Here is a 17,589-nt window from a genome sequence, read left to right on the forward strand (position 1 = left end):
TGGCTGACGGTTAGCCCTGACGGTGAATACTGAGTCCGGCAAAGCTCTGGCTCACCGGCATCATCTCCAGGGTGTTGATGTTGACGTGCTTCGGCAGGGTGGCCACCCACCAGACCGCCTCGGTCACATCTTCCGGCGTCAGGGCTTCGGTGTTCTCATAAGTTTTCCCGGCTTTGGCGTCATCACCTTTAAAGCGGACGTTGGAGAACTCGGTGCCTCCCACCAGACCCGGCTCAATGTCGGTGACGCGCACCGCGGTGCCGTGCAGGTCGGTACGAAGATTCAGGCTGAACTGACGGACGAAGGCTTTGGTCGCCCCATAGACGTTGCCCCCGGCATAAGGCCAACTACCTGCCGTGGAGCCTATGTTAATGATATGCCCGCGATTGCGCTCCACCATACCCGGCAGGACCGCGCGGGTCATGTACACCAGCCCTTTATTATTGGTGTCGATCATATCTTCCCAGTCTTCCACGCTGGCGCGGTGCGCCGGCTCCAGACCAAGCGCCAGACCGGCGTTATTCACCAGGACGTCAATCGCCTGCCACTCAGCGGGCAGATCGGCAATCAGCGTCTCAATGGCGGCGCGGTTGCGCACGTCAAGCTGGGCGATATAAAGGTTATCACCAAGGTCGTCTTTCAGCGTCTTCAGGCGCTCTTCACGACGTCCGGTGGCAATCACTTTATGGCCGTTAGCGACGAAACGGCGAGTAATACTTTCACCAAAACCGGCGGTGGCACCGGTAACCATGATAATCATCTTACTGTTCCTCAACGCTTTTTGTGTTTTCATACCATAGCACGCACAGACGGCGACCGGTAACGGAAATCATTGCGACCCCTTAAGGAGAAGCCTAATCTTACAGGATTAGCCTGTGCAGGAGAGAAAGATGTCTGAACAAAATCCCTTTTTTAGCGTCAGTTTGCTGCCTTACCAGGCACCCCCGTTTGATCTCATCCAGGACTGCCACTATCGCCCGGCGTTTGATGAGGGTGTTCGGCAGCAGCGCGCGGAGATCCGCGCGATAATCGACAACCCCGAGCCGGCGAATTTTGCCAACACTCTTGAGGCTCTTGAACAGAGCGGACAGCTGCTGGCGCGAGTGACGCGGGTCTTTTTCGCCATGGCTGGCGCCCACACCAACCCGTTCATTCAGTCTCTGGATGAAGAATTTTCCGCTGAGCTCGCCGAGCTGGGGAATGACATCTGGCTTAACGAGGCCTTATTTCAGCGAGTGAACAGCGTCTATGAGCAGCGTGACGCGCTGGCGTTAGACAGCGAATCTCATCGTCTCCTGACCCTCACCTGGCAACGTTTTGTTCATGCCGGGGCGACGCTGGCGCCGGCGCAGAAGGCGGTGCTGCGCACGCTGAACACCGAAGCGGCGACCCTGCAAAGTCAGTTCCAGCAGCGGCTGCTGGGGGCGGCCAAAAGCGGTGGCCTGGTGGTTGATTACCGACATCAACTGGATGGCCTGGCGGATGAGGAGATAGCCGCGGCGGCCGATGCGGCGCGGGAAAAAGGGCTCAGTGACCGCTGGCTGCTGACGCTGACCAATACCACCCAGCAGCCGCCGCTGCTCTCTTTGCGCGACCGACAGACACGGGAGAATCTCTTTGCCGCTGGCTGGACGCGCAATCAGCAGGGCGATGAGCATGATACGCGTCGCCTGGTGCTGCGACTGGCGGCGATCCGCGCGCAGCAGGCGGAGCTGCTGGGTGAGGCCGATTACGCCAGCTGGGCGCTGACCGATCAAATGGCGGCCTCTCCGGCGGAGGCATTAACTTTTATGCGCCGGATCGCGCCGGCAGCGCGGGCGCGGGCGGAACGAGAGCTGGCTGACATCCAGCAGGTGATTGACAACGAGGGCGGGGCGTTTCGCGCCGCGGCATGGGACTGGCTCTATTACAGCGAACAGGTGCGGCGAGCTGCCTTTGCCATTGATGATGCGCAGCTTAAACCCTATTTTGCTCTCGAGCGCGTGCTGCAGGATGGCGTCTTCTGGACGGCCACACAGCTCTTTGGCCTCCGCTTTGTCGAGCGCTTCGATATCCCCGTCTATCACCCGGATGTTCGGGTCTGGGAGATCTTCGATCACAACGGCGAAGGGATGGCGCTGTTTTATGGTGACTACTACGCACGCGACTCAAAAAGCGGCGGCGCCTGGATGGATGTGTTTGTCGAACAGTCTACCCTGCGGGAGCAGCGACCGGTTATCTACAATGTCTGCAACTACGCCCGGCCGCAGGCAGGGCAGAGCGCGCTGTTGTCGTGGGATGAGGTGATCACTCTGTTCCATGAGTTTGGTCATACCCTGCATGGGCTGTTCGCCAGCCAGCGTTACGCCAGCCTCTCCGGAACCAATACCCCGCGCGATTTTGTCGAATTTCCTTCGCAGATCTTCGAACACTGGGCCAGCCAGCCGCAGGTGTTTGCCCACTACGCGAAGCACTACCAGTCCGGGGAGTCGATGCCGGAGGCGCTACGCGACAATATGTTGCGTGCGGCAACCTTCAATAAAGGGTACGACATGAGCGAGCTGTTGGCTGCTGCGTTACTCGATATGCGCTGGCATAGCCTGTCGACCTCGGCAATACCGGAGGGCGTGGATGGGTTTGAGCAGAAGATATTGCAGGAAGAACACCTGGATCTGGCGGCCGTTCCGCCGCGCTATCGCAGCAGCTATTTCTCCCATATCTTCGGCGGCGGCTATGCGGCAGGCTATTACGCCTATCTGTGGACCCAGATGCTGGCCGACGATGGCTATCAGTGGTTTGTGGAGCAGGGCGGTTTGACCCGTGAGAACGGTCAGCGCTTCCGGGAGGCGATTCTGTCGCGCGGTAATAGCACTGATTTAGCTGAACTTTATCGCCAGTGGCGCGGGCACGATCCACAGATTGAGCCGATGCTGAAAAATCGCGGGTTGAATACGTAGGGCCATTTCGGGCTGACACGATAACCGGGCGCGATGCCCGGTTTTTTTCGATTTTTTCTTCCCCAAAATCCCTCCAAAATTTTTCCCCAAAATGAATCTTTAAATTTTGCTAAATTTGCATGGGGGTACGGCCCAATTTTTCACGTAGCTACACCTTTACTTTCACCCAATCGAGACCCCGATCGTTGTGATACTGTGCTGTCATTTTTTCTGATGAGTGTCCTAACAGCTGTTGGGTATTGATTCCCTGTGCCTCATACAGACGTTCGGACAGTGAGCGCTGCTCATGGAAAGTAGGCATTGTTTTCCCTCTTTCAATGGAAAGGTTAGTGCTATCCACTGCGAGTTTGAAGGAAACGCTAAGGCTGTTCTCGCCAACCTGATCGCCGGCTTTTACTTTCCCGCTGGACGTTACGTGGTGAAGAAGCCACGGGCTAACAACCCGATCCCTACAGCGCTTGATCACTTGTGCCAGGCTAATGTCCAGCACCTCACTGCGCAAACTGAGTGGAATAGCAAGTTTCACACCTGTCTTTCGCTGCTTAATGTGCAGGTATTGCCGATTGGGGCGCGCATGGGCTGACGTAGTAACAGCGTGGAACTATCAGCAAGACCGCATTCATGCGCTGGTAGAGGCGTTGGAGAAGGCGCAGTATCTGATGCCTATCGACGACGACTTCAGCAATGAAGACGAGCACGAGAAGGAACGGGAGCATGCCTAAATCCCCCGCAGAACGCAAAGCCGCGCAGTGATGTATACTCCCTTCACAAACTGAGGGGAGTTTTTGGAGTAATTATGAATCGGGAATTTACTAGTGCCGACTGGAACATGGCTATTGCAGCAGTTACGGCATTTGGTGGCTTGGCTGCGGCATATGCAGCATTCTTAAGTAGACAGACAGCAACGAAATCTCTTCAACTGCAAAGCAGAATGAATGCTTATGAGTCATTAAAGAACTGCGCAGAGAGGGCTAATGGATATGCCAAAGGGAAGCAAGGTTCTGATTGGACATTCCATGATGGAGCAAACATTGTCAGAAGTCTGCGACAGGCGATGAAAATAATACAAGATTATAATGAGTACAGTGATAACAAGGAAAGGGATGAATTAAAAGAATACTTTATAAATAAAATTAATATGGAACTATTCGAAGAGCTGAATAATAACGATGCTCCTAGAGCTTTATTTAAGGGAAAAGGAGATTGGGACGCTGCAGTTAAGCTTAAAGATCATTGGGATGATGCCATTAATTTTTTCAGCCTAATGATAGCGACGGATGCTGATCTGGCAGATTGAGAATTGAAAGATAACTGCATCCACATCAGAGATATAGCCTATGTCAAAGCATAACATCGCAACAAAAACCAAGGACGAGCAGGATAAGGTCAACGTCGACCTCGTGGCTTCCGGCGTCGCCTACAAAGATCGCATGAACATGCCGGTTGTCGCCGAAGAAGTAGCGATAATCAGGTAGGGAAGGGCGTTTTATAATTTCGAGTGAGGAAGTACAGGGGAGGAAAAATCATGCTAGATCTTGAAGGCATTTATAAAAATGTAAGTGTGGAAGATGTTCTTCTGTATTTTTCACCTATTACTCCATATCCTAGCATCGACCGTATGTATGTTAGGTATAACTTTGATGCTTTTGCTAATGGTGAGTTACTAAGGACTCATGAGAGACTGTTCAAGGAAGGAAAACTAAAACATACAGGTCAACCTCTTCCCGATAAAGGCCCTAACTGGAGAGAACCTGAATTTGTCAAGGAAAAACGGTATGGGGTTAAATAAAATATCGTGCAACTAAACGCCTAGGAACTCTCAACTTCCAGTAGCCTAGGGATACAAGGAAAACAAAAGTTGGTATCGTTTATGAAAAAAACATTACCTCTGGTTTGTGCTGTTCTAATATCAAATGTAGCGTTTGCTGTTGAAAATAAAGAAGAAATATCACCTGTGCGCATAAGCTGCCCTTTCCCTTATTATCCAGCTTCTGCTATGGCTAATAAGAATAGCGGCACTGTAACATATTTTGCCACAGTAAATGAAAAAGGGGAGGTTACTTCTGTTGAGACAACCGGTACTGAGATCTTTTTTAGAGAAACTAGATCAGCAATCAGGAAATGCAAGTTTGAGCCAGGAAGACCGGGCATTGCCCGTGGAACCATAAAATTTAGGCCGTCTCAACCGTAAGTGCTCCTGATAAATTACGGGTTACTGAGTTAACTGTTGAGTCTGCCAATGAGCCAGCCACCGTTAGGCCAGTCTTGGTTTTTGACGTTGTTCAACATAAGTATGACGGGAAAACATATGCAATTGCTATCGGGGCATCATCAGATTCAGTACAGATTAATGCTCTTATTGACAGGTTAAAACCTCAACCTATACCCGAAAGTTTGCTTATCAAAGGCGACCCTCCTGATCAAAAATAAATTATAATCCCCTCAACATTAGAGGGGGGGGTATGTCACTGTGTAAAATTGCAGACAAAACTAAAGACGAGCAGACCAAGGTCACGACGCTCTCGACGCTTTCGATGTTGCATACATAGCGAGATTGAAGAGAAAATTAAGGGGCATATAACTCCACAGTTGTTCTAAGGAGTGAGCGTAACATAATGTCTGGAGGGGATAATGGTTCAAGAGATAATAATTAAAAAATCAAACAAGCGTGGTTTTGGTGGTCAAGAAAGCTTCATCGTTACAAGGGGAAAGACGAGCTATTTGCGAATAGTTGGTAATGATCCTCATTACTCACTGATGACCGTGACGGCCAGTGAAGATGACAAAAGCTACTATGTGTGCAGAGATAAAATTAAGCTAATATCTTCTGCGTTGCAACTAGGCACATGGCTAAACATTCCACCTTCCCATGAGACGGATAGCTCGGGTAGAAAGTTCATACGCATATGTACTATAGCGTTTGTTCCTGGAAAAGAGAAAGAAGACATAGAAGAGGTTCGTCAAGTTCTTGAGCATTTTTTCCAGATATACGATACCTGCAACCCCGGCAGAGAAGATGTAATGAATGATATGAAAGAGATTTACTCCTTTCTCTCGCATGATGATTCCTATGATGATGTATATCTAAGTGATGGTGTATGGCTAAGCTCTGATGGGAAATTGTATGACAGGGGCAGATAGTTGACCAATATACTGTTTTATGGACCGCATGTGCTACTCCAGTGCACATGCGTCCGTGCTATCTCGAAATGGCTGAGCAGAACATAAAAAATAGTTTGTAAAGGAGGTAGTATGCAACACAAATTCGAAAATGTATTGATTGAATTGACCGACGGTGGGAAAAATCTAAAGCGTGAAGAATGGGACAATATATATCTGTTCACGTTGCTTTATGCCTTCGGAGAAAGCAAATGGTCACACAATGGGACAAGTATTGCAACCACAGGCAATGTTGCCGATTGGCTTTTGTCTTCAGGAAGTATCGATCTTAATTTAGTGAGAAAAGTGCATAGTCACTATACGAAACGATATTTAGACTCAGGAGAGGTTAATCATCTGTTTCACGAGCTATTTCCAGATAATTACGCTAGGGGTGAAACTAAACCTCGAATGATTGTATTGATGGAAAATCAGAGTCCCGACGAGAAACAGATGCTGAGTCTTTGCTTAAAGGTTCTGCACTGCCTTAGAAACAACTTATTTCACGGTGAAAAATGGAAATATCACTTCACCGACCAACATGATAATTTCAAGGCAGCAAATGATCTTTTACAGATGTTACTCTTCCAAACGAAGGGTAATTTGTGGAAAGTTTTTTGACTTTCTACTTTGATTTATCTTAATCAACCCGCCATATTCATTCCATCGGAGTCTGAAAAACTCCGGTGAGCTATGCGCTCTACATGCAGCACTTTAGATTTTAGGAAGTGACAAGTGCGACAATAATTACCACGATGATTTCTTAAGCTCCACTCCCAACTTGCCTGCGATAAGTGGTTGCTTTCGTCCTTGCGCACATTATCAGGGAGGAGATCATGTTTTCAGGGAGGAGATCAATGCTTACAGCGGAGCTATTTCGTCTAATGAGTGCAGGCTTATCACAGGTTACGCCAAATACCTTGCTGCATATGGCGGGAGTGAATCGGTGTTACTTGATGCCGCCTGGCAATATCTCGACCGAATAGCCGAGAAGCGATCCGGCTATATCAGTATTTGCAAATCTTTCGATGCTTACCGGGCGTGGGTCATCGTTGAAGCCGGCCACTATGACGCCATACAGCTGCCGGACGGCACACTAAAAAACATCCTTGCAGTATTTCTTTCGCCAGCATGGACGAATGCGAGTTCCAGGAACTGTACAAAGCATCGCTCGATGTTCTCTGGCGGTGGATCCTCTCTCGTTCGTTCAACAGTTTGCAGGAAGCTGAAAACGCCGCCAACCAGCTTTTAAGCTTCGCGGGGTGATGCCGATGAAACGCTCATGGTTTCACCATCTCGAATGCACAACGCAGCAGGCCGACGAATTGGTAGCGAGCCAGAAGGGGGTCCAGCGCCAGGTGAGCCAGAGTAGATGGCTAAAGAAAATCCGGCATCATGCCCGCACTGCGGCGGCGAGATTCAGCGAATAGCAGACATCAGAGAGGGTTTCGATAATGTGGCTGGCTTTGATTGAGTGTCAGTGTCTCAGTCCGTCATAGCTTTCCATCTCCTGGCGAACAGCGAATGACTTCCCATACCTAAAAGGGTATGGCTGGGCATCAATATAGTATTGGAAAGGGGGTTAGACCCGTGATTAAGATTGAATCACCCGCCAGACAGGGCGAACGAATACCCAGACAGAGGTGATCATTCTATGAGTAACACAATAACTAAAGTTCAGAACGCCAATGCACGCCGTGGCGGTGATGTATTGTTAGAAGTTCTGGAAAGTGAAGGGGTGGAATATGTGTTTGGTAATCCAGGTACCACCGAACTGCCGTTTATGGATGCGCTGTTAAGAAAACCGTCAATTCAGTACGTGTTAGCTCTGCAGGAAGCGAGTGCAGTCGCCATGGCGGACGGTTATGCGCAGGCAGCAAAAAAACCAGGCTTTCTGAATCTGCATACCGCCGGTGGTTTAGGCCACGGCATGGGAAATCTGTTGAATGCAAAATGCTCACAGACACCACTGGTGGTGACGGCGGGGCAGCAGGATTCACGCCACACGACAACCGACCCATTATTGTTGGGTGATCTGGTCGGTATGGGTAAAACGTTCGCGAAATGGTCACAGGAGGTTACCCACGTTGACCAGTTACCGGTATTAGTTCGCCGGGCTTTCCACGATTCTGACGCTGCACCGAAAGGCTCCGTTTTCCTGTCGCTTCCGATGGATGTGATGGAGGCGATGAGTGCTATCGGCATCGGCGCGCCTTCTACTATCGACCGCAATGCAGTCGCGGGTTCGTTACCTTTGCTGGCGAGTAGGCTGGCGGCATTTACTCCGGGTAACGTCGCACTGATTGCCGGCGACGAAATCTATCAAAGTGAAGCGGCCAATGAGGTTGTTGCTCTTGCTGAGATGCTTGCCGCTGACGTGTACGGTTCAACATGGCCGAACCGGATCCCCTACCCAACAGCACACCCTCTCTGGCGGGGCAATTTGTCCACGAAAGCGACGGAAATTAACCGAGCATTAAGCCAGTACGATGCTATTTTTGCCCTTGGCGGTAAGTCGCTTATCACTATTCTTTATACCGAAGGTCAGGCAGTGCCGGACCAGTGTAAAGTGTTCCAGTTATCAGCTGATGCAGGCGACCTGGGACGCACCTACAGTAGTGAACTCTCAGTGGTTGGCGATATTAAATCCTCGTTAATGGCACTACTACCTGAACTGGAGAAAGCCACGGCAAACCATCGCCGTGATTATCAACGCCGTTTTGAAAAGGCGGCTAATGAGTTTGAATTAAGCAAAGAAAGTCTGCTCGGGCAGGTTCAGGAACAACAATCTGCTACGGTAATTACGCCGTTGGTGGCGGCGTTTGAGGCAGCAAGGGCGATCGGACCAGATGTGGCCATTGTTGACGAGGCGATTGCCACCAGCGGCTCGCTTCGCAAATCTCTCAACAGTCACCGTGCGGATCAATATGCCTTTTTACGCGGCGGTGGCCTGGGATGGGGAATGCCCGCGGCTGTCGGCTATTCACTCGGTTTGGGAAAAGCGCCTGTGGTGTGCTTTGTGGGAGACGGCGCGGCGATGTACTCCCCTCAGGCTCTCTGGACGGCCGCACATGAAAAACTGCCAGTCACCTTTATTGTCATGAATAACACGGAATATAACGTATTGAAAAACTTCATGCGTTCTCAGGCAGATTATACGTCGGCCCAAACAGATCGCTTCATCGCAATGGATTTGGTTAATCCGGCAGTGGATTATCAGGCACTGGGTGCATCTATGGGGCTGGAGACCCGAAAAGTTATCCGTGCCGGCGATATCGCCCCGGCCGTTGAGGCCGCACTGGCGAGTGGCAAGCCTAATGTCATCGAAATCATCATCAGTAAAAGTTAATCGTTTATCCGTCCGGACTGTGCCGCATCCAGTTTATCCTTGATACTGCGGCACAGGTTCACAAAACCCGGTAAAGCCGGATTCGTGTTCTTTGCCGACCACATCAGCATATTCTCCACCATATTCGGATTTTCCAGCCTCCGGTAAACCACACCGCGTAATTGAGCATTTTCCATACTGGCAGGAATAAGCGCGACACCAACACCATGGGCCACAAAATTCATCACAGTCTGCTGCACGGAGGCTTCCAGACCTATTTGCGGACTAAATCCAGCTTTGAGGCACTGATGAAGGATGGAATCATAGAGCATCGGCGCGCTCTGGCGCGGAACCGTGATGAACGGGTCATCACAGAGTGATTCAAGCCTGAAATGCTCGCGTTGAGCCTGAGGGTGGTTGACAGGAAGGGCGGCGATGAGCGGCTCACGCAAGAGCACCAGTGAATGAATTCCCGGCGTGGCCGTCTCGGAGAAGCTAATTGCCGCGTCCAATCTGCCATCCTGTAATGCGGCATGTAAATCAGAGGGGACCCTCTCCTGAAAATGCAATTCCACGTCGGCACAGGTATTCCTGTGCTGCATCGCAACATGCGGCACAACGCTATAGCTGGCATACATTGTTGCACCTAATTTCAGAACCCCTTTCTGCCCTGATTCTATTGCCCGTACGTTATTACAGGCCTGCTCCAGCATTGCCAGCATCGCGCGACAGTCCAGCAGAAATTGCTCACCGGCAAGGGTTAAACTGACCCCTTTAGCGGCCCGGTTAAATAGCTTTGCATCGAGGATGGTTTCCAGCTGGGCTATTTGCCGGCTTAAGGGGGGCTGCGAAATATTGAGTTTACTGGCGGCTTTGCCAATGTTTCCGGTTTCAGCAACAGTGCAAAAGTTAAACAACTGATTAAGGGTCGGTTTCATAAGCATTCCTGAAGCAGGTTAATACCTTCCAGGGTATCACTTGTTTGCCGCAGAGAGGCATATGAAATTAAGCGTTCTGGCGTTCGAGTTGAAGCAGGTGTGTGGCAATTCCCCATCTGATTGCCAGGCATTTCCCACCCCGGAAATCGAACACAGCGTAGCTTGCATTAGGGTGAGCGTACCGCGAAAAGTTCTCAATAGTTCCTTCTTTAAGCACCGCCAGCACGCCCTGGCTGACTTGCCCGTGCGTGACAATACAGACGCGCTGATGTTCTGTGGTTTCTTGTAGGTTTTGTATGAAACCTGTTACTCGTCGGGTTGCTTGTGCTAATGACTCTCCCTGTGGTGGGCAATACTCGGCATCATGTGTGAATAACGCATGCGCATCGTGGGGACGTTGTTGCATGAGCTGTGACGTTAACATACCTTCGAACTGGCCAAAGGCCTGTTCTTTGAGGGCCGGCTCAGCTATCAATGGGCAACGAAAACGGTCAGCCAGGCGTTGTCCCATTTGCCAGGCACGACCAAGCGGAGACGTGTAAACGCAGTCTACCCGGTAATCACTCGCTGCAAACGCGGCAAGTAAAGCTGATGTTTGGCGCTCCCCCCGAGGGGTTAACGCACTATCACTCTGTCCCTGAATCATTCCTTTTATATTCCACTCTGTTTCCGCGTGTCGAACAAGTATCACTTGCATCATTAAATGGCCATATATGTTGTTGATTTAAATGCTACAGTTTAGACATATCCCTTTAATTGAGTGGGATTTTTAGCACTGGACGAAGACAGACTCTGCCTCCCCGATTTCCTTGTATCTGACAGTATGTCGTGATGAGATACCGTCTCTGAAATAGAGTGAGCCATCCCATTCCCTTAATCAGTAACGCCCGGTTCGGAATGTGATGCAGACAATCCAAAAAACGCGCCAGACAATGACCCGAGCCAGCACGCTTGTCAAATGGGATGGCTAGAATGGCAAACAGCAATTTTCTTCAGGACATTTTCGCTTCGACGTTTAATTCAGCATTTAAAATATCGCGTATATTGACGAGTGCATTGCGCACCGCGGCGCCTCCTGCATAAAACAGTAATTGCAGGACAACCTCGATGATTTCTTCTCTGGTTGCCCCTGCATTTAGCGCTGCCTGAGCGTGCGCCCTCAATTGTGGAACCGTATGACCCAGAGTGACACAGGAAGCAATGACAACCAGCTCCCGCGTTTTAGCGTCCAGCCCCGGGCGTGCAAGGATGCCTCCCATAGCCCATTCGATCGAGATATCAGTAAAATCAGGGCACAAATCGGCCATGTCCTTTCGTAGTTCTTCTCCCGCACCATTTCCATACAGCTCATTAAACAATCTCATTCCTCGCTCACGGAGCTCTGTATTAGTCATCATTTTTAACCCTCCTGCACTAAGTGAAAACAGATTAAAACCCGCTGGTGAAATTTGATAAACAGCGTTATGTTTTTATCTTTAACAAGCCAGGCTTGATAATAGTGAATAAACTGGAAAGTATGGCGGTGTTTGTCCGCGTCGTGGACAGGGGCAGCTTTAGCGCTGTTGCCGAAGAGATGCGAATCAGCGGAACCATGGTTGGGCTGCATATCAAAGCGTTAGAGGAACATCTCGGCGTTCGCTTACTTAATCGCACAACGCGTCGGCAAAGTCTGACCGATTTTGGTCAGGTTTATTATCAGAGTTGCCGTCGGATATTAGCTGATATTGAAGATAGCGAGTCACAGGCATTTGCTCTTCACCAGAAGCCACGTGGAAAACTGAGAGTAGGTTGCCCAGTCTCCTTTGGTGTCCATGCGCTTTCGCCTGTTACTGCTCAGTTTCTTACTGAATGGACTGATATGGCAGTAGACCTGGTACTGAGCGATAAATCGATGGATATGGCAGATGAAGGTTTAGATGTCATGATTAAGATTGGTGAGCTCCTGCATGTCAATACACTTGTTGCCCGTCCGATAGCGCCATATCGCTCAGTCATGTGTGCCTCTCCGGCCTATATAAAACGGGCAGGGAAACCCATAACACCTGAAGAATTATGCCATCATCGATGTCTTGGGTTTGCCCATCCCATTGCAGCGAATGAATGGACACTTCAGAGGGAAGGCAAACCTGTCAGAGCTCCGGTAAACATCACGATGACCTGTAACAATGGGGAAGCATTGCGAAGGGCAGCATTGAATGGGTTGGGAATTATTATGCAACCCGAGATCCTGTTGGCTGAAGATCTGCAACAAGGCCGACTGCTGCCTCTGATGTCTGAATTTCAACCATTAGCTAAGCCAGTGCATATATTGACCTTTGCAAACCGTCAACAGTTACCAAAAATCCGTTTATACGTTGATTTTCTATTGAAAAATTTCAGTGCATCACTCTACGCATTGAACCTTGAATAAATAATGAATTGTACGCGGCTACGGTTGACCGAATGCCGCGTCGGTGGCAGAGAGGCACCATCTGACGTTGATAATACGTAATAATTCGCCTCTGTTCCTGAACACTCCCGAGCGTGCGTCACTTTTTAATGTTGACTTTGCATAAGATTGCTCGGTATGTTTCTCATCGTAGTGTATTATGCCAGATGAAATAAAGCCGTCTGAGCGTGGATTATATCGTTCAAATGATATATTCGTGCTAATGATTTTTATCCAGGGAAGCAATGAATAAGGAAGTGCGCGAGTGTCTGATTGGAATATTATTGTGCTGTCTCTATTTTCAGCGACGTACCTCCCTTTGTTCTGGTTCGTAGGCATGCGGATAGCCTCTGAGGACATTCTGAGAAAGAATAAATTTTACGAAGCGGATCCAAATGTTTTAGTCCCTGGATGGGCGAAGACATGCACGACGGTATTCTGTGTTTTGCACTACTGCCTATTCCTCATACCGTTGACTATGATTGACTGGTTACATGGTTTGGCTGCATTTGGCGCAGGGATTCTGCTGCTTGTGTTTCTCCCTTTCTTCAGCAAAAGCTATATGACTGTTTTTAAAGCACACGCTATGCGCGTTCACAGGAGGGACCCTTCAACAGGACGATTATTGATTCGTGTGTTGAAGGCTAAGACTTTTGGTTGAAAATGGTCTGTTTAGCCTTTATTCATATTACGTAAGTCTTCTGGCAAACCAGGTCCATCCGGTAACCAACCTGGCTGAGTCTGGGTAGCTTTGCCTGAAGCACCAGGATCAACATGAGCCAGTGCCAAACGAACCACGATAATGTTTACCCCTTTGGCCAGCATTGAGGCAGTGGCTTCTTCTGTCGCTCCATGAGGAAATAAGGCGGAGGAGACAGGCGCATCAGTTTCACGAGTAAGTCCATGGATGCTATTAGCTGCTGAGATAGACGGTATGGTTTGCCTTTTATTCACACATCATTCAGTGCATTTCAATATCAAGGCGTTAAGGTTGCGTTAACAAACAGACGCAATACTGATGTGGCCGATCAACTCATAAAATGGCCAAATGATGAACGAAAAACTACGCAATGCGCTTCCGCACAAAGACACCCCTTTTTTCCGCATGCTACATATTATTGTCGCCACCCTGATTCTATTGCAGATCATTAGCTCTAATCTCACCGAAAGTGAGGCGCTTCGCGACGTATCTCTGACCGGGGTCGTGACATGGTTCCATGTTATCTCTGGATTAGCGCTGATTGTTCTTGGTGTAGTGATGCTGGTATGGATGCTTAAACAACGTGGGTTTCGTTACTATTTTGCCTGGTTGTCCCTTGATTTTCGCGGTGTAGTTGAAGACATTAAAATGCTAATGACATTTCGTCTTCCTGAAGCACATGCCGGTGGCATAGCGGCGATGATCCAGGGGCTTGGCGTACTTGCTTTGCTGGCGGTCGCACTCTGTGGAGGGCTCTGGTTTGTACTGGACATTGCGCCAGGGGCGTCATCGGCGCTGGCAGAAGCGGTCCTGCATTTGCATAAATTTCTGACGGTGTTTATTGAAACCTATTTCTGGGCACATGGTGCAATGGGATTGCTGCATATCTTCCTCACCTTTCGCAGTCAAAGGAAACATCCCGTTGTGGAGTAATCTTGTGCTCTCTCGCTAATCTCGATGAGGACGCGTATTAAAAGGAAAAAGGCATGCATCTTGAACGACACAGCATTGAAAAAGTCGGTTGGTTAAGGGCGGCGGTACTCGGGGCGAATGACGGGATTGTCTCTACCGCCAGCCTGGTGCTCGGCGTGGCGTCTGCAAATACCAGCCCTTCGGGCGTGTTGCTGGCCGGTGTCGCCGGGCTGGTTGCTGGAGCCATGTCGATGGCAACAGGGGAATATGTTTCGGTATCATCCCAGGCGGATACGGAAACCGCCGCGCTTGCCGAGGAAAAAAGTGAGCTGGACGCAGATTATCAGGGAGAGATGCGGGAACTGACGTCTCTTTATATCCAGCGCGGACTTGAGCCTGCGCTTGCCCGCCAGGTTGCAGAGCAGCTCATGGCCAAAGATGCCCTGGAGGCTCATGCCCGCGAAGAGCTGGGACTCACGGACACTCATTCTGCGCGACCTTTGCAGGCGGCCCTCTTTTCGGCCGTGAGTTTTTCAGCCGGGGCGGGGTTGCCCTTGATCGTTGCAGTGCTTTCGCCAGCAAAACTGATTTTTATCGCTATTTTCCTTTCCACTCTCTTTTCACTGGCGGCTCTTGGCTATCTCTCTTCCATGGTGAGTAACGCACCGCCTGTCAGAGCTATCAGCAGAATTACGTTCTGGAGCACGCTGGCCATGCTTTTTTCGATGGGGATTGGACGTATAGCCGGGCAGGTACTGTTGTAAAAATCGCTAAATTATCAAACACACCTTTAGAGAAAGAGCCATTTAATCTAACGTCCATATCGGGGTAGTCTTTAAATATAGCGAAATAACTTGTTATATAAGTTTCGCTACACCGATATCTTTCATTGGAAAAGTGGATGTAAAAATGGTTTTGATTGCTACTATGTTTCTGTACTCTCTGGCTCTGTCGTTTTCGCCTGGCCCGGTCAATATGGTCATTATCTCTTCCGGTGTTATACATGGCTTTAGAAAAACATTCGCCTTCGTATCCGGTGCGACGCTTGGTTTCACCTTGTTACTTATCTTTGTTAGTTTTGGGGTATACACAGTCATTGCCACGCATCCACAATTTTTCAAATGCCTGAATGTTCTCGGCTCGATTTTTATACTGTATCAGGGCTATAAAATTGCTACATCACAACCTGATTGGTCATTAAAAAAAGAAAATGCCCCCGGATTTGTTCAGGGAGTCTTAATGCAATGGCTCAACCCAAAAGCCTGGGCTGCCTGTACCTCTGGAACTACCTTGTTTTCTGAGCCATCAACTAGTCTGCCGCTAATACTTTTTATTATTATTTACTTTTTTATCTGTTATATCTCATTATCCATTTGGGCAATATTTGGTGATAAAATGTCAATATTTCTTCAGGGAAGGGTACAAATCCGCGTCTTTAATTTATTGATGGGCGGTTTTTTATGCGTTATCGCATTCTATATGCTTTATCCACAATTATTTTAACGATTCAAAGCCTATGTTGTTCCATAGAATTATAAATGTAATTGATTAGTTTATAGGCAGCGCTGCTGGTTGATATATTGGCAGGCCAAATGGCATAAACTTTTAGCGGCTTTAATGACCAGTCAGGAAGTACGTCATGCATCTCCCCGAGTTTAACATCATTTTCACAGAGGAAACGGGGAGGTACGGCAAGTCCTATGTTTTGTTTGGCAAGGACATAGGCAGCTTCAATGTTATCTACGCATACCATAGGTGCATACTTAATGACCGCCAGTTCGCCGTTTTTGTGCCTGAACTCTCGAATGTTCTCTCTCATTGTTAACCCAATCCACGGCAGGGATGCCAGCTCAACGGGATGGTTAATGGGCTTGTGCTGAATGAGCAAGCCCTTTGACGCTACCAGTTGTCGTGGCAGAACAAATAGATGCCTTGCTTTGAGTGAACTGTCGGGAAGTTCGCCAATACGGAAGGCGACATCAATGCTATCGGCGATGATGTCCTCACGCAGATCACTATAAGAAATACTCAGGGAAATATCCGGGTTTTCTTTAATAAAATTCGCGAGATGGCGGGTGAATGGGCCGTTTAAAAAAACAGCAGGGAGGGAAATGCGCAGCTTGCCGACGGTAGAAATAGAGCGTTGTTTAAATTCAATGACGCCCTTTTCATACAACTCCAGCATCGATCTGGCGGTCTCCAGCAAACTGATGCCATCCTGGGTTAGTGAAATCTTCCGCGTATTTCTGTACAGCAAGGCGCTATTGAGGTTTTTCTCAAGTCTGGATAAATGTGTGCTTGCCGTGGCGGTCGTCAGGCCTAACGCTGCGGCGCCACCTGAGATTGAACCTCGTTCTACAATTTTGGCAAATACTATCAGGTAGCGGATGTCATCGATCATTTACAGTCCTGTGTTCACTCAGTCATGCTGTGCGTAGAGCCAGCAAAAGCTTAAATCCATCATAGAATTAACATATCTTATTTTCATCACCGGCAGCATATTTTTTCAAGCGCTTCACAACGCGGGCTAACCGGTTCCCGGGTATGCAAATTTGTGCTTAAATGAGCAGGCATAAATCTTCGAAGCATCATTGGTAATACTCCCCGTCAGGAGGTAAGTTTGCACATTGATACCCATCGTTTGCATCTTCGCCCGGTCATGGCTTCTGATGTCGACGATCTGTACCGAATTTATGGCGATCCCGCGACCAATACCTTTAACCCCGCCGGGCCATAGCCGAATGTTGACCATGCGGAAGTCGTTCTGAGGCGCTGGCTCGCGCATTGGCAAACTTACGGCTTCAGAAACTGGGCAATAGCACCGCGCTCTACCCCAGAACATATCATTGGCTTTGGCGGCGTCAGTCTTCGTAGCTATAACGATGTCACCATTAACAATCTTGGATATCGGTTTTCCACTGAGGCATGGGGAAAAGGACTGGCCACCGAGTTTGCGATTGGTGCGATAAAATATGGCTTCGAGGAGATTAAGCTTGCAGAGATGTCAGCGGTTGTCAGGGCTAACCATCTGGCTTCGCAGAAAGTCCTCGAGAAAGCAGGGATGAGGTACATCAACGATATTGCTGATGTAAAAGATGCGCCGCCGAGCCTGCTTTATTCATTGACGTTAAACGAGTGGTTAAACCAGTCTACTAACTGAACCAAACGTTCTGCTTAACCCTCGCGAC

General features: G+C 49.1%; 19 protein-coding genes and 3 pseudogenes. 15 read left to right on the top strand and 7 right to left on the bottom strand.

All coding sequences use genetic code 11. The features are described from left to right. Positions 1 to 10: 10 nt before the first annotated feature. A complete protein-coding gene (gene ydfG / locus CWM54_RS04460) occupies positions 11 to 760 on the bottom strand; it encodes a bifunctional NADP-dependent 3-hydroxy acid dehydrogenase/3-hydroxypropionate dehydrogenase YdfG (protein WP_061154691.1) in 750 nt (249 codons plus the stop codon). A 130-nt stretch (positions 761 to 890) separates the two neighbouring features. Between ydfG and dcp the strand changes: the two genes are divergently transcribed. Further along, the gene (dcp, locus tag CWM54_RS04465) at positions 891 to 2,936 is read left to right on the top strand and encodes a peptidyl-dipeptidase Dcp (protein WP_100696143.1); all 2,046 of its coding nucleotides are present in this window, start codon (positions 891 to 893) and stop codon (positions 2,934 to 2,936) included. A gap of 148 nt (positions 2,937 to 3,084) precedes the next feature. Here the strand turns inward: dcp and CWM54_RS04470 are convergent, their stop codons facing one another. Further along, the gene (locus CWM54_RS04470) at positions 3,085 to 3,462 is read right to left on the bottom strand and encodes a hypothetical protein (RefSeq protein WP_240613986.1); all 378 of its coding nucleotides are present in this window, start codon (positions 3,460 to 3,462) and stop codon (positions 3,085 to 3,087) included. 37 nt (positions 3,463 to 3,499) lie between these two features. Here CWM54_RS04470 and CWM54_RS28370 point away from each other — a divergent pair, with 37 nt between their 5' ends. The 9 genes and pseudogenes from CWM54_RS28370 (at position 3,500) to CWM54_RS04510 (ending at position 9,444) form a co-directional block, all read left to right on the top strand. Beyond that, on the top strand, positions 3,500 to 3,658 hold the full coding sequence (locus CWM54_RS28370) for a hypothetical protein (RefSeq protein ID WP_165785882.1): 159 nt from the start codon (positions 3,500 to 3,502) through the stop codon (positions 3,656 to 3,658). 74 nt (positions 3,659 to 3,732) lie between these two features. Continuing rightward, positions 3,733 to 4,233, top strand: a complete 501-nt coding sequence (locus CWM54_RS04475; RefSeq protein WP_100696147.1) for a hypothetical protein — start codon at positions 3,733 to 3,735, stop codon at positions 4,231 to 4,233. Positions 4,234 to 4,273: 40 nt separating this feature from the next. Beyond that, a pseudogene (locus tag CWM54_RS04480) lies at positions 4,274 to 4,399 on the top strand (DNA polymerase III subunit theta); the annotation flags it as partial. Positions 4,400 to 4,461: 62 nt separating this feature from the next. Further along, positions 4,462 to 4,725: an immunity protein gene (locus CWM54_RS04485; RefSeq protein ID WP_100696149.1), complete on the top strand. Its 264-nt coding sequence runs from the start codon at positions 4,462 to 4,464 to the stop codon at positions 4,723 to 4,725. A gap of 81 nt (positions 4,726 to 4,806) precedes the next feature. Next, positions 4,807 to 5,127 (top strand): TonB family protein, encoded by a 321-nt coding sequence (locus tag CWM54_RS04490; RefSeq protein WP_100696151.1) that lies wholly within the window; start codon positions 4,807 to 4,809, stop codon positions 5,125 to 5,127. A gap of 440 nt (positions 5,128 to 5,567) precedes the next feature. Next, positions 5,568 to 6,077: a hypothetical protein gene (locus tag CWM54_RS04495; protein ID WP_100696153.1), complete on the top strand. Its 510-nt coding sequence runs from the start codon at positions 5,568 to 5,570 to the stop codon at positions 6,075 to 6,077. A 111-nt stretch (positions 6,078 to 6,188) separates the two neighbouring features. Further along, the gene (locus CWM54_RS04500; protein ID WP_100696155.1) at positions 6,189 to 6,716 is read left to right on the top strand and encodes a hypothetical protein; all 528 of its coding nucleotides are present in this window, start codon (positions 6,189 to 6,191) and stop codon (positions 6,714 to 6,716) included. 247 nt (positions 6,717 to 6,963) lie between these two features. Continuing rightward, positions 6,964 to 7,361: pseudogene (locus tag CWM54_RS04505) on the top strand (DUF1367 family protein); the annotation flags it as partial. A gap of 388 nt (positions 7,362 to 7,749) precedes the next feature. Beyond that, positions 7,750 to 9,444: a thiamine pyrophosphate-binding protein gene (locus CWM54_RS04510; protein ID WP_100696157.1), complete on the top strand. Its 1,695-nt coding sequence runs from the start codon at positions 7,750 to 7,752 to the stop codon at positions 9,442 to 9,444. Here the strand turns inward: CWM54_RS04510 and CWM54_RS04515 are convergent. The 3 genes from CWM54_RS04515 to CWM54_RS04525 all read right to left on the bottom strand — a co-directional run bounded on the left by CWM54_RS04515 (position 9,441) and on the right by CWM54_RS04525 (position 11,758). Next, entirely contained in the window at positions 9,441 to 10,361 is a 921-nt protein-coding gene (locus CWM54_RS04515) for a LysR family transcriptional regulator (RefSeq protein ID WP_100696158.1), read from the bottom strand. The genes CWM54_RS04510 and CWM54_RS04515 overlap by 4 nt on opposite strands. A 67-nt stretch (positions 10,362 to 10,428) precedes the next feature. Continuing rightward, the gene (locus CWM54_RS04520) at positions 10,429 to 11,061 is read right to left on the bottom strand and encodes a histidine phosphatase family protein (RefSeq protein ID WP_100696160.1); all 633 of its coding nucleotides are present in this window, start codon (positions 11,059 to 11,061) and stop codon (positions 10,429 to 10,431) included. Positions 11,062 to 11,353: 292 nt separating this feature from the next. Further along, positions 11,354 to 11,758, bottom strand: coding sequence for a carboxymuconolactone decarboxylase family protein (locus tag CWM54_RS04525; protein WP_061154682.1), 405 nt, complete (start codon positions 11,756 to 11,758; stop codon positions 11,354 to 11,356). Positions 11,759 to 11,859: 101 nt separating this feature from the next. Between CWM54_RS04525 and CWM54_RS04530 the strand changes: the two genes are divergently transcribed. Continuing rightward, positions 11,860 to 12,771, top strand: a complete 912-nt coding sequence (locus CWM54_RS04530) for a LysR family transcriptional regulator (protein ID WP_061154681.1) — start codon at positions 11,860 to 11,862, stop codon at positions 12,769 to 12,771. A gap of 690 nt (positions 12,772 to 13,461) precedes the next feature. On the opposite strand, the gene CWM54_RS04540 is transcribed toward CWM54_RS04530, so the two are convergent. Further along, complete coding sequence (locus CWM54_RS04540) at positions 13,462 to 13,743, bottom strand: hypothetical protein (RefSeq protein ID WP_206053111.1); 282 nt, start codon at positions 13,741 to 13,743, stop codon at positions 13,462 to 13,464. Positions 13,744 to 13,840: 97 nt separating this feature from the next. On the opposite strand from CWM54_RS04540, the gene CWM54_RS04545 reads away from it, so the two are divergent. The 3 genes from CWM54_RS04545 (at position 13,841) to CWM54_RS04555 (ending at position 15,904) form a co-directional block, all read left to right on the top strand. Then, positions 13,841 to 14,422, top strand: a complete 582-nt coding sequence (locus tag CWM54_RS04545; RefSeq protein WP_100696899.1) for a cytochrome b/b6 domain-containing protein — start codon at positions 13,841 to 13,843, stop codon at positions 14,420 to 14,422. A 53-nt stretch (positions 14,423 to 14,475) separates the two neighbouring features. After that, a complete protein-coding gene (locus CWM54_RS04550) occupies positions 14,476 to 15,165 on the top strand; it encodes a VIT family protein (protein ID WP_074385938.1) in 690 nt (229 codons plus the stop codon). Positions 15,166 to 15,310: 145 nt separating this feature from the next. After that, on the top strand, positions 15,311 to 15,904 hold the full coding sequence (locus tag CWM54_RS04555; protein ID WP_100696164.1) for a LysE family translocator: 594 nt from the start codon (positions 15,311 to 15,313) through the stop codon (positions 15,902 to 15,904). Positions 15,905 to 15,908: 4 nt separating this feature from the next. On the opposite strand, the gene CWM54_RS04560 is transcribed toward CWM54_RS04555, so the two are convergent. After that, a complete protein-coding gene (locus CWM54_RS04560) occupies positions 15,909 to 16,802 on the bottom strand; it encodes a LysR family transcriptional regulator (RefSeq protein WP_100696166.1) in 894 nt (297 codons plus the stop codon). A 219-nt stretch (positions 16,803 to 17,021) separates the two neighbouring features. On the opposite strand from CWM54_RS04560, the pseudogene CWM54_RS04570 reads away from it, so the two are divergent. Beyond that, positions 17,022 to 17,561 (top strand): annotated as a pseudogene (locus tag CWM54_RS04570) (GNAT family N-acetyltransferase). Positions 17,562 to 17,589: the final 28 nt, after the last annotated feature.

It is taken from the genome of Klebsiella sp. D-Nf1 (assembly GCF_002810515.1).
In the GTDB taxonomy this organism is placed as follows: Bacteria; Pseudomonadota; Gammaproteobacteria; order Enterobacterales; family Enterobacteriaceae; genus Klebsiella; species Klebsiella variicola.

Excerpts from the sequence above, each read along its gene's own strand:
- CWM54_RS04490 (WP_100696151.1), top strand. The coding sequence starts at position 4,807 with ATGAAAAAAACATTACCTCTGGTTTGTGCTGTTCTAATATCAAATGTA.
- CWM54_RS04545 (WP_100696899.1), top strand. The coding sequence starts at position 13,841 with ATGAACGAAAAACTACGCAATGCGCTTCCGCACAAAGACACCCCTTTT.
- CWM54_RS04510 (WP_100696157.1), top strand. The coding sequence starts at position 7,750 with ATGAGTAACACAATAACTAAAGTTCAGAACGCCAATGCACGCCGTGGC.
- CWM54_RS04495 (WP_100696153.1), top strand. The coding sequence starts at position 5,568 with ATGGTTCAAGAGATAATAATTAAAAAATCAAACAAGCGTGGTTTTGGT.
- CWM54_RS04550 (WP_074385938.1), top strand. The coding sequence starts at position 14,476 with ATGCATCTTGAACGACACAGCATTGAAAAAGTCGGTTGGTTAAGGGCG.
- CWM54_RS04555 (WP_100696164.1), top strand. The coding sequence starts at position 15,311 with ATGGTTTTGATTGCTACTATGTTTCTGTACTCTCTGGCTCTGTCGTTT.
- CWM54_RS04475 (WP_100696147.1), top strand. The coding sequence starts at position 3,733 with ATGAATCGGGAATTTACTAGTGCCGACTGGAACATGGCTATTGCAGCA.
- CWM54_RS04515 (WP_100696158.1), bottom strand. The coding sequence starts at position 10,361 with ATGAAACCGACCCTTAATCAGTTGTTTAACTTTTGCACTGTTGCTGAA.
- CWM54_RS04525 (WP_061154682.1), bottom strand. The coding sequence starts at position 11,758 with ATGATGACTAATACAGAGCTCCGTGAGCGAGGAATGAGATTGTTTAAT.
- CWM54_RS04520 (WP_100696160.1), bottom strand. The coding sequence starts at position 11,061 with ATGATGCAAGTGATACTTGTTCGACACGCGGAAACAGAGTGGAATATA.
- CWM54_RS04560 (WP_100696166.1), bottom strand. The coding sequence starts at position 16,802 with ATGATCGATGACATCCGCTACCTGATAGTATTTGCCAAAATTGTAGAA.
- CWM54_RS04500 (WP_100696155.1), top strand. The coding sequence starts at position 6,189 with ATGCAACACAAATTCGAAAATGTATTGATTGAATTGACCGACGGTGGG.
- ydfG (WP_061154691.1), bottom strand. The coding sequence starts at position 760 with ATGATTATCATGGTTACCGGTGCCACCGCCGGTTTTGGTGAAAGTATT.
- CWM54_RS04485 (WP_100696149.1), top strand. The coding sequence starts at position 4,462 with ATGCTAGATCTTGAAGGCATTTATAAAAATGTAAGTGTGGAAGATGTT.
- dcp (WP_100696143.1), top strand. The coding sequence starts at position 891 with ATGTCTGAACAAAATCCCTTTTTTAGCGTCAGTTTGCTGCCTTACCAG.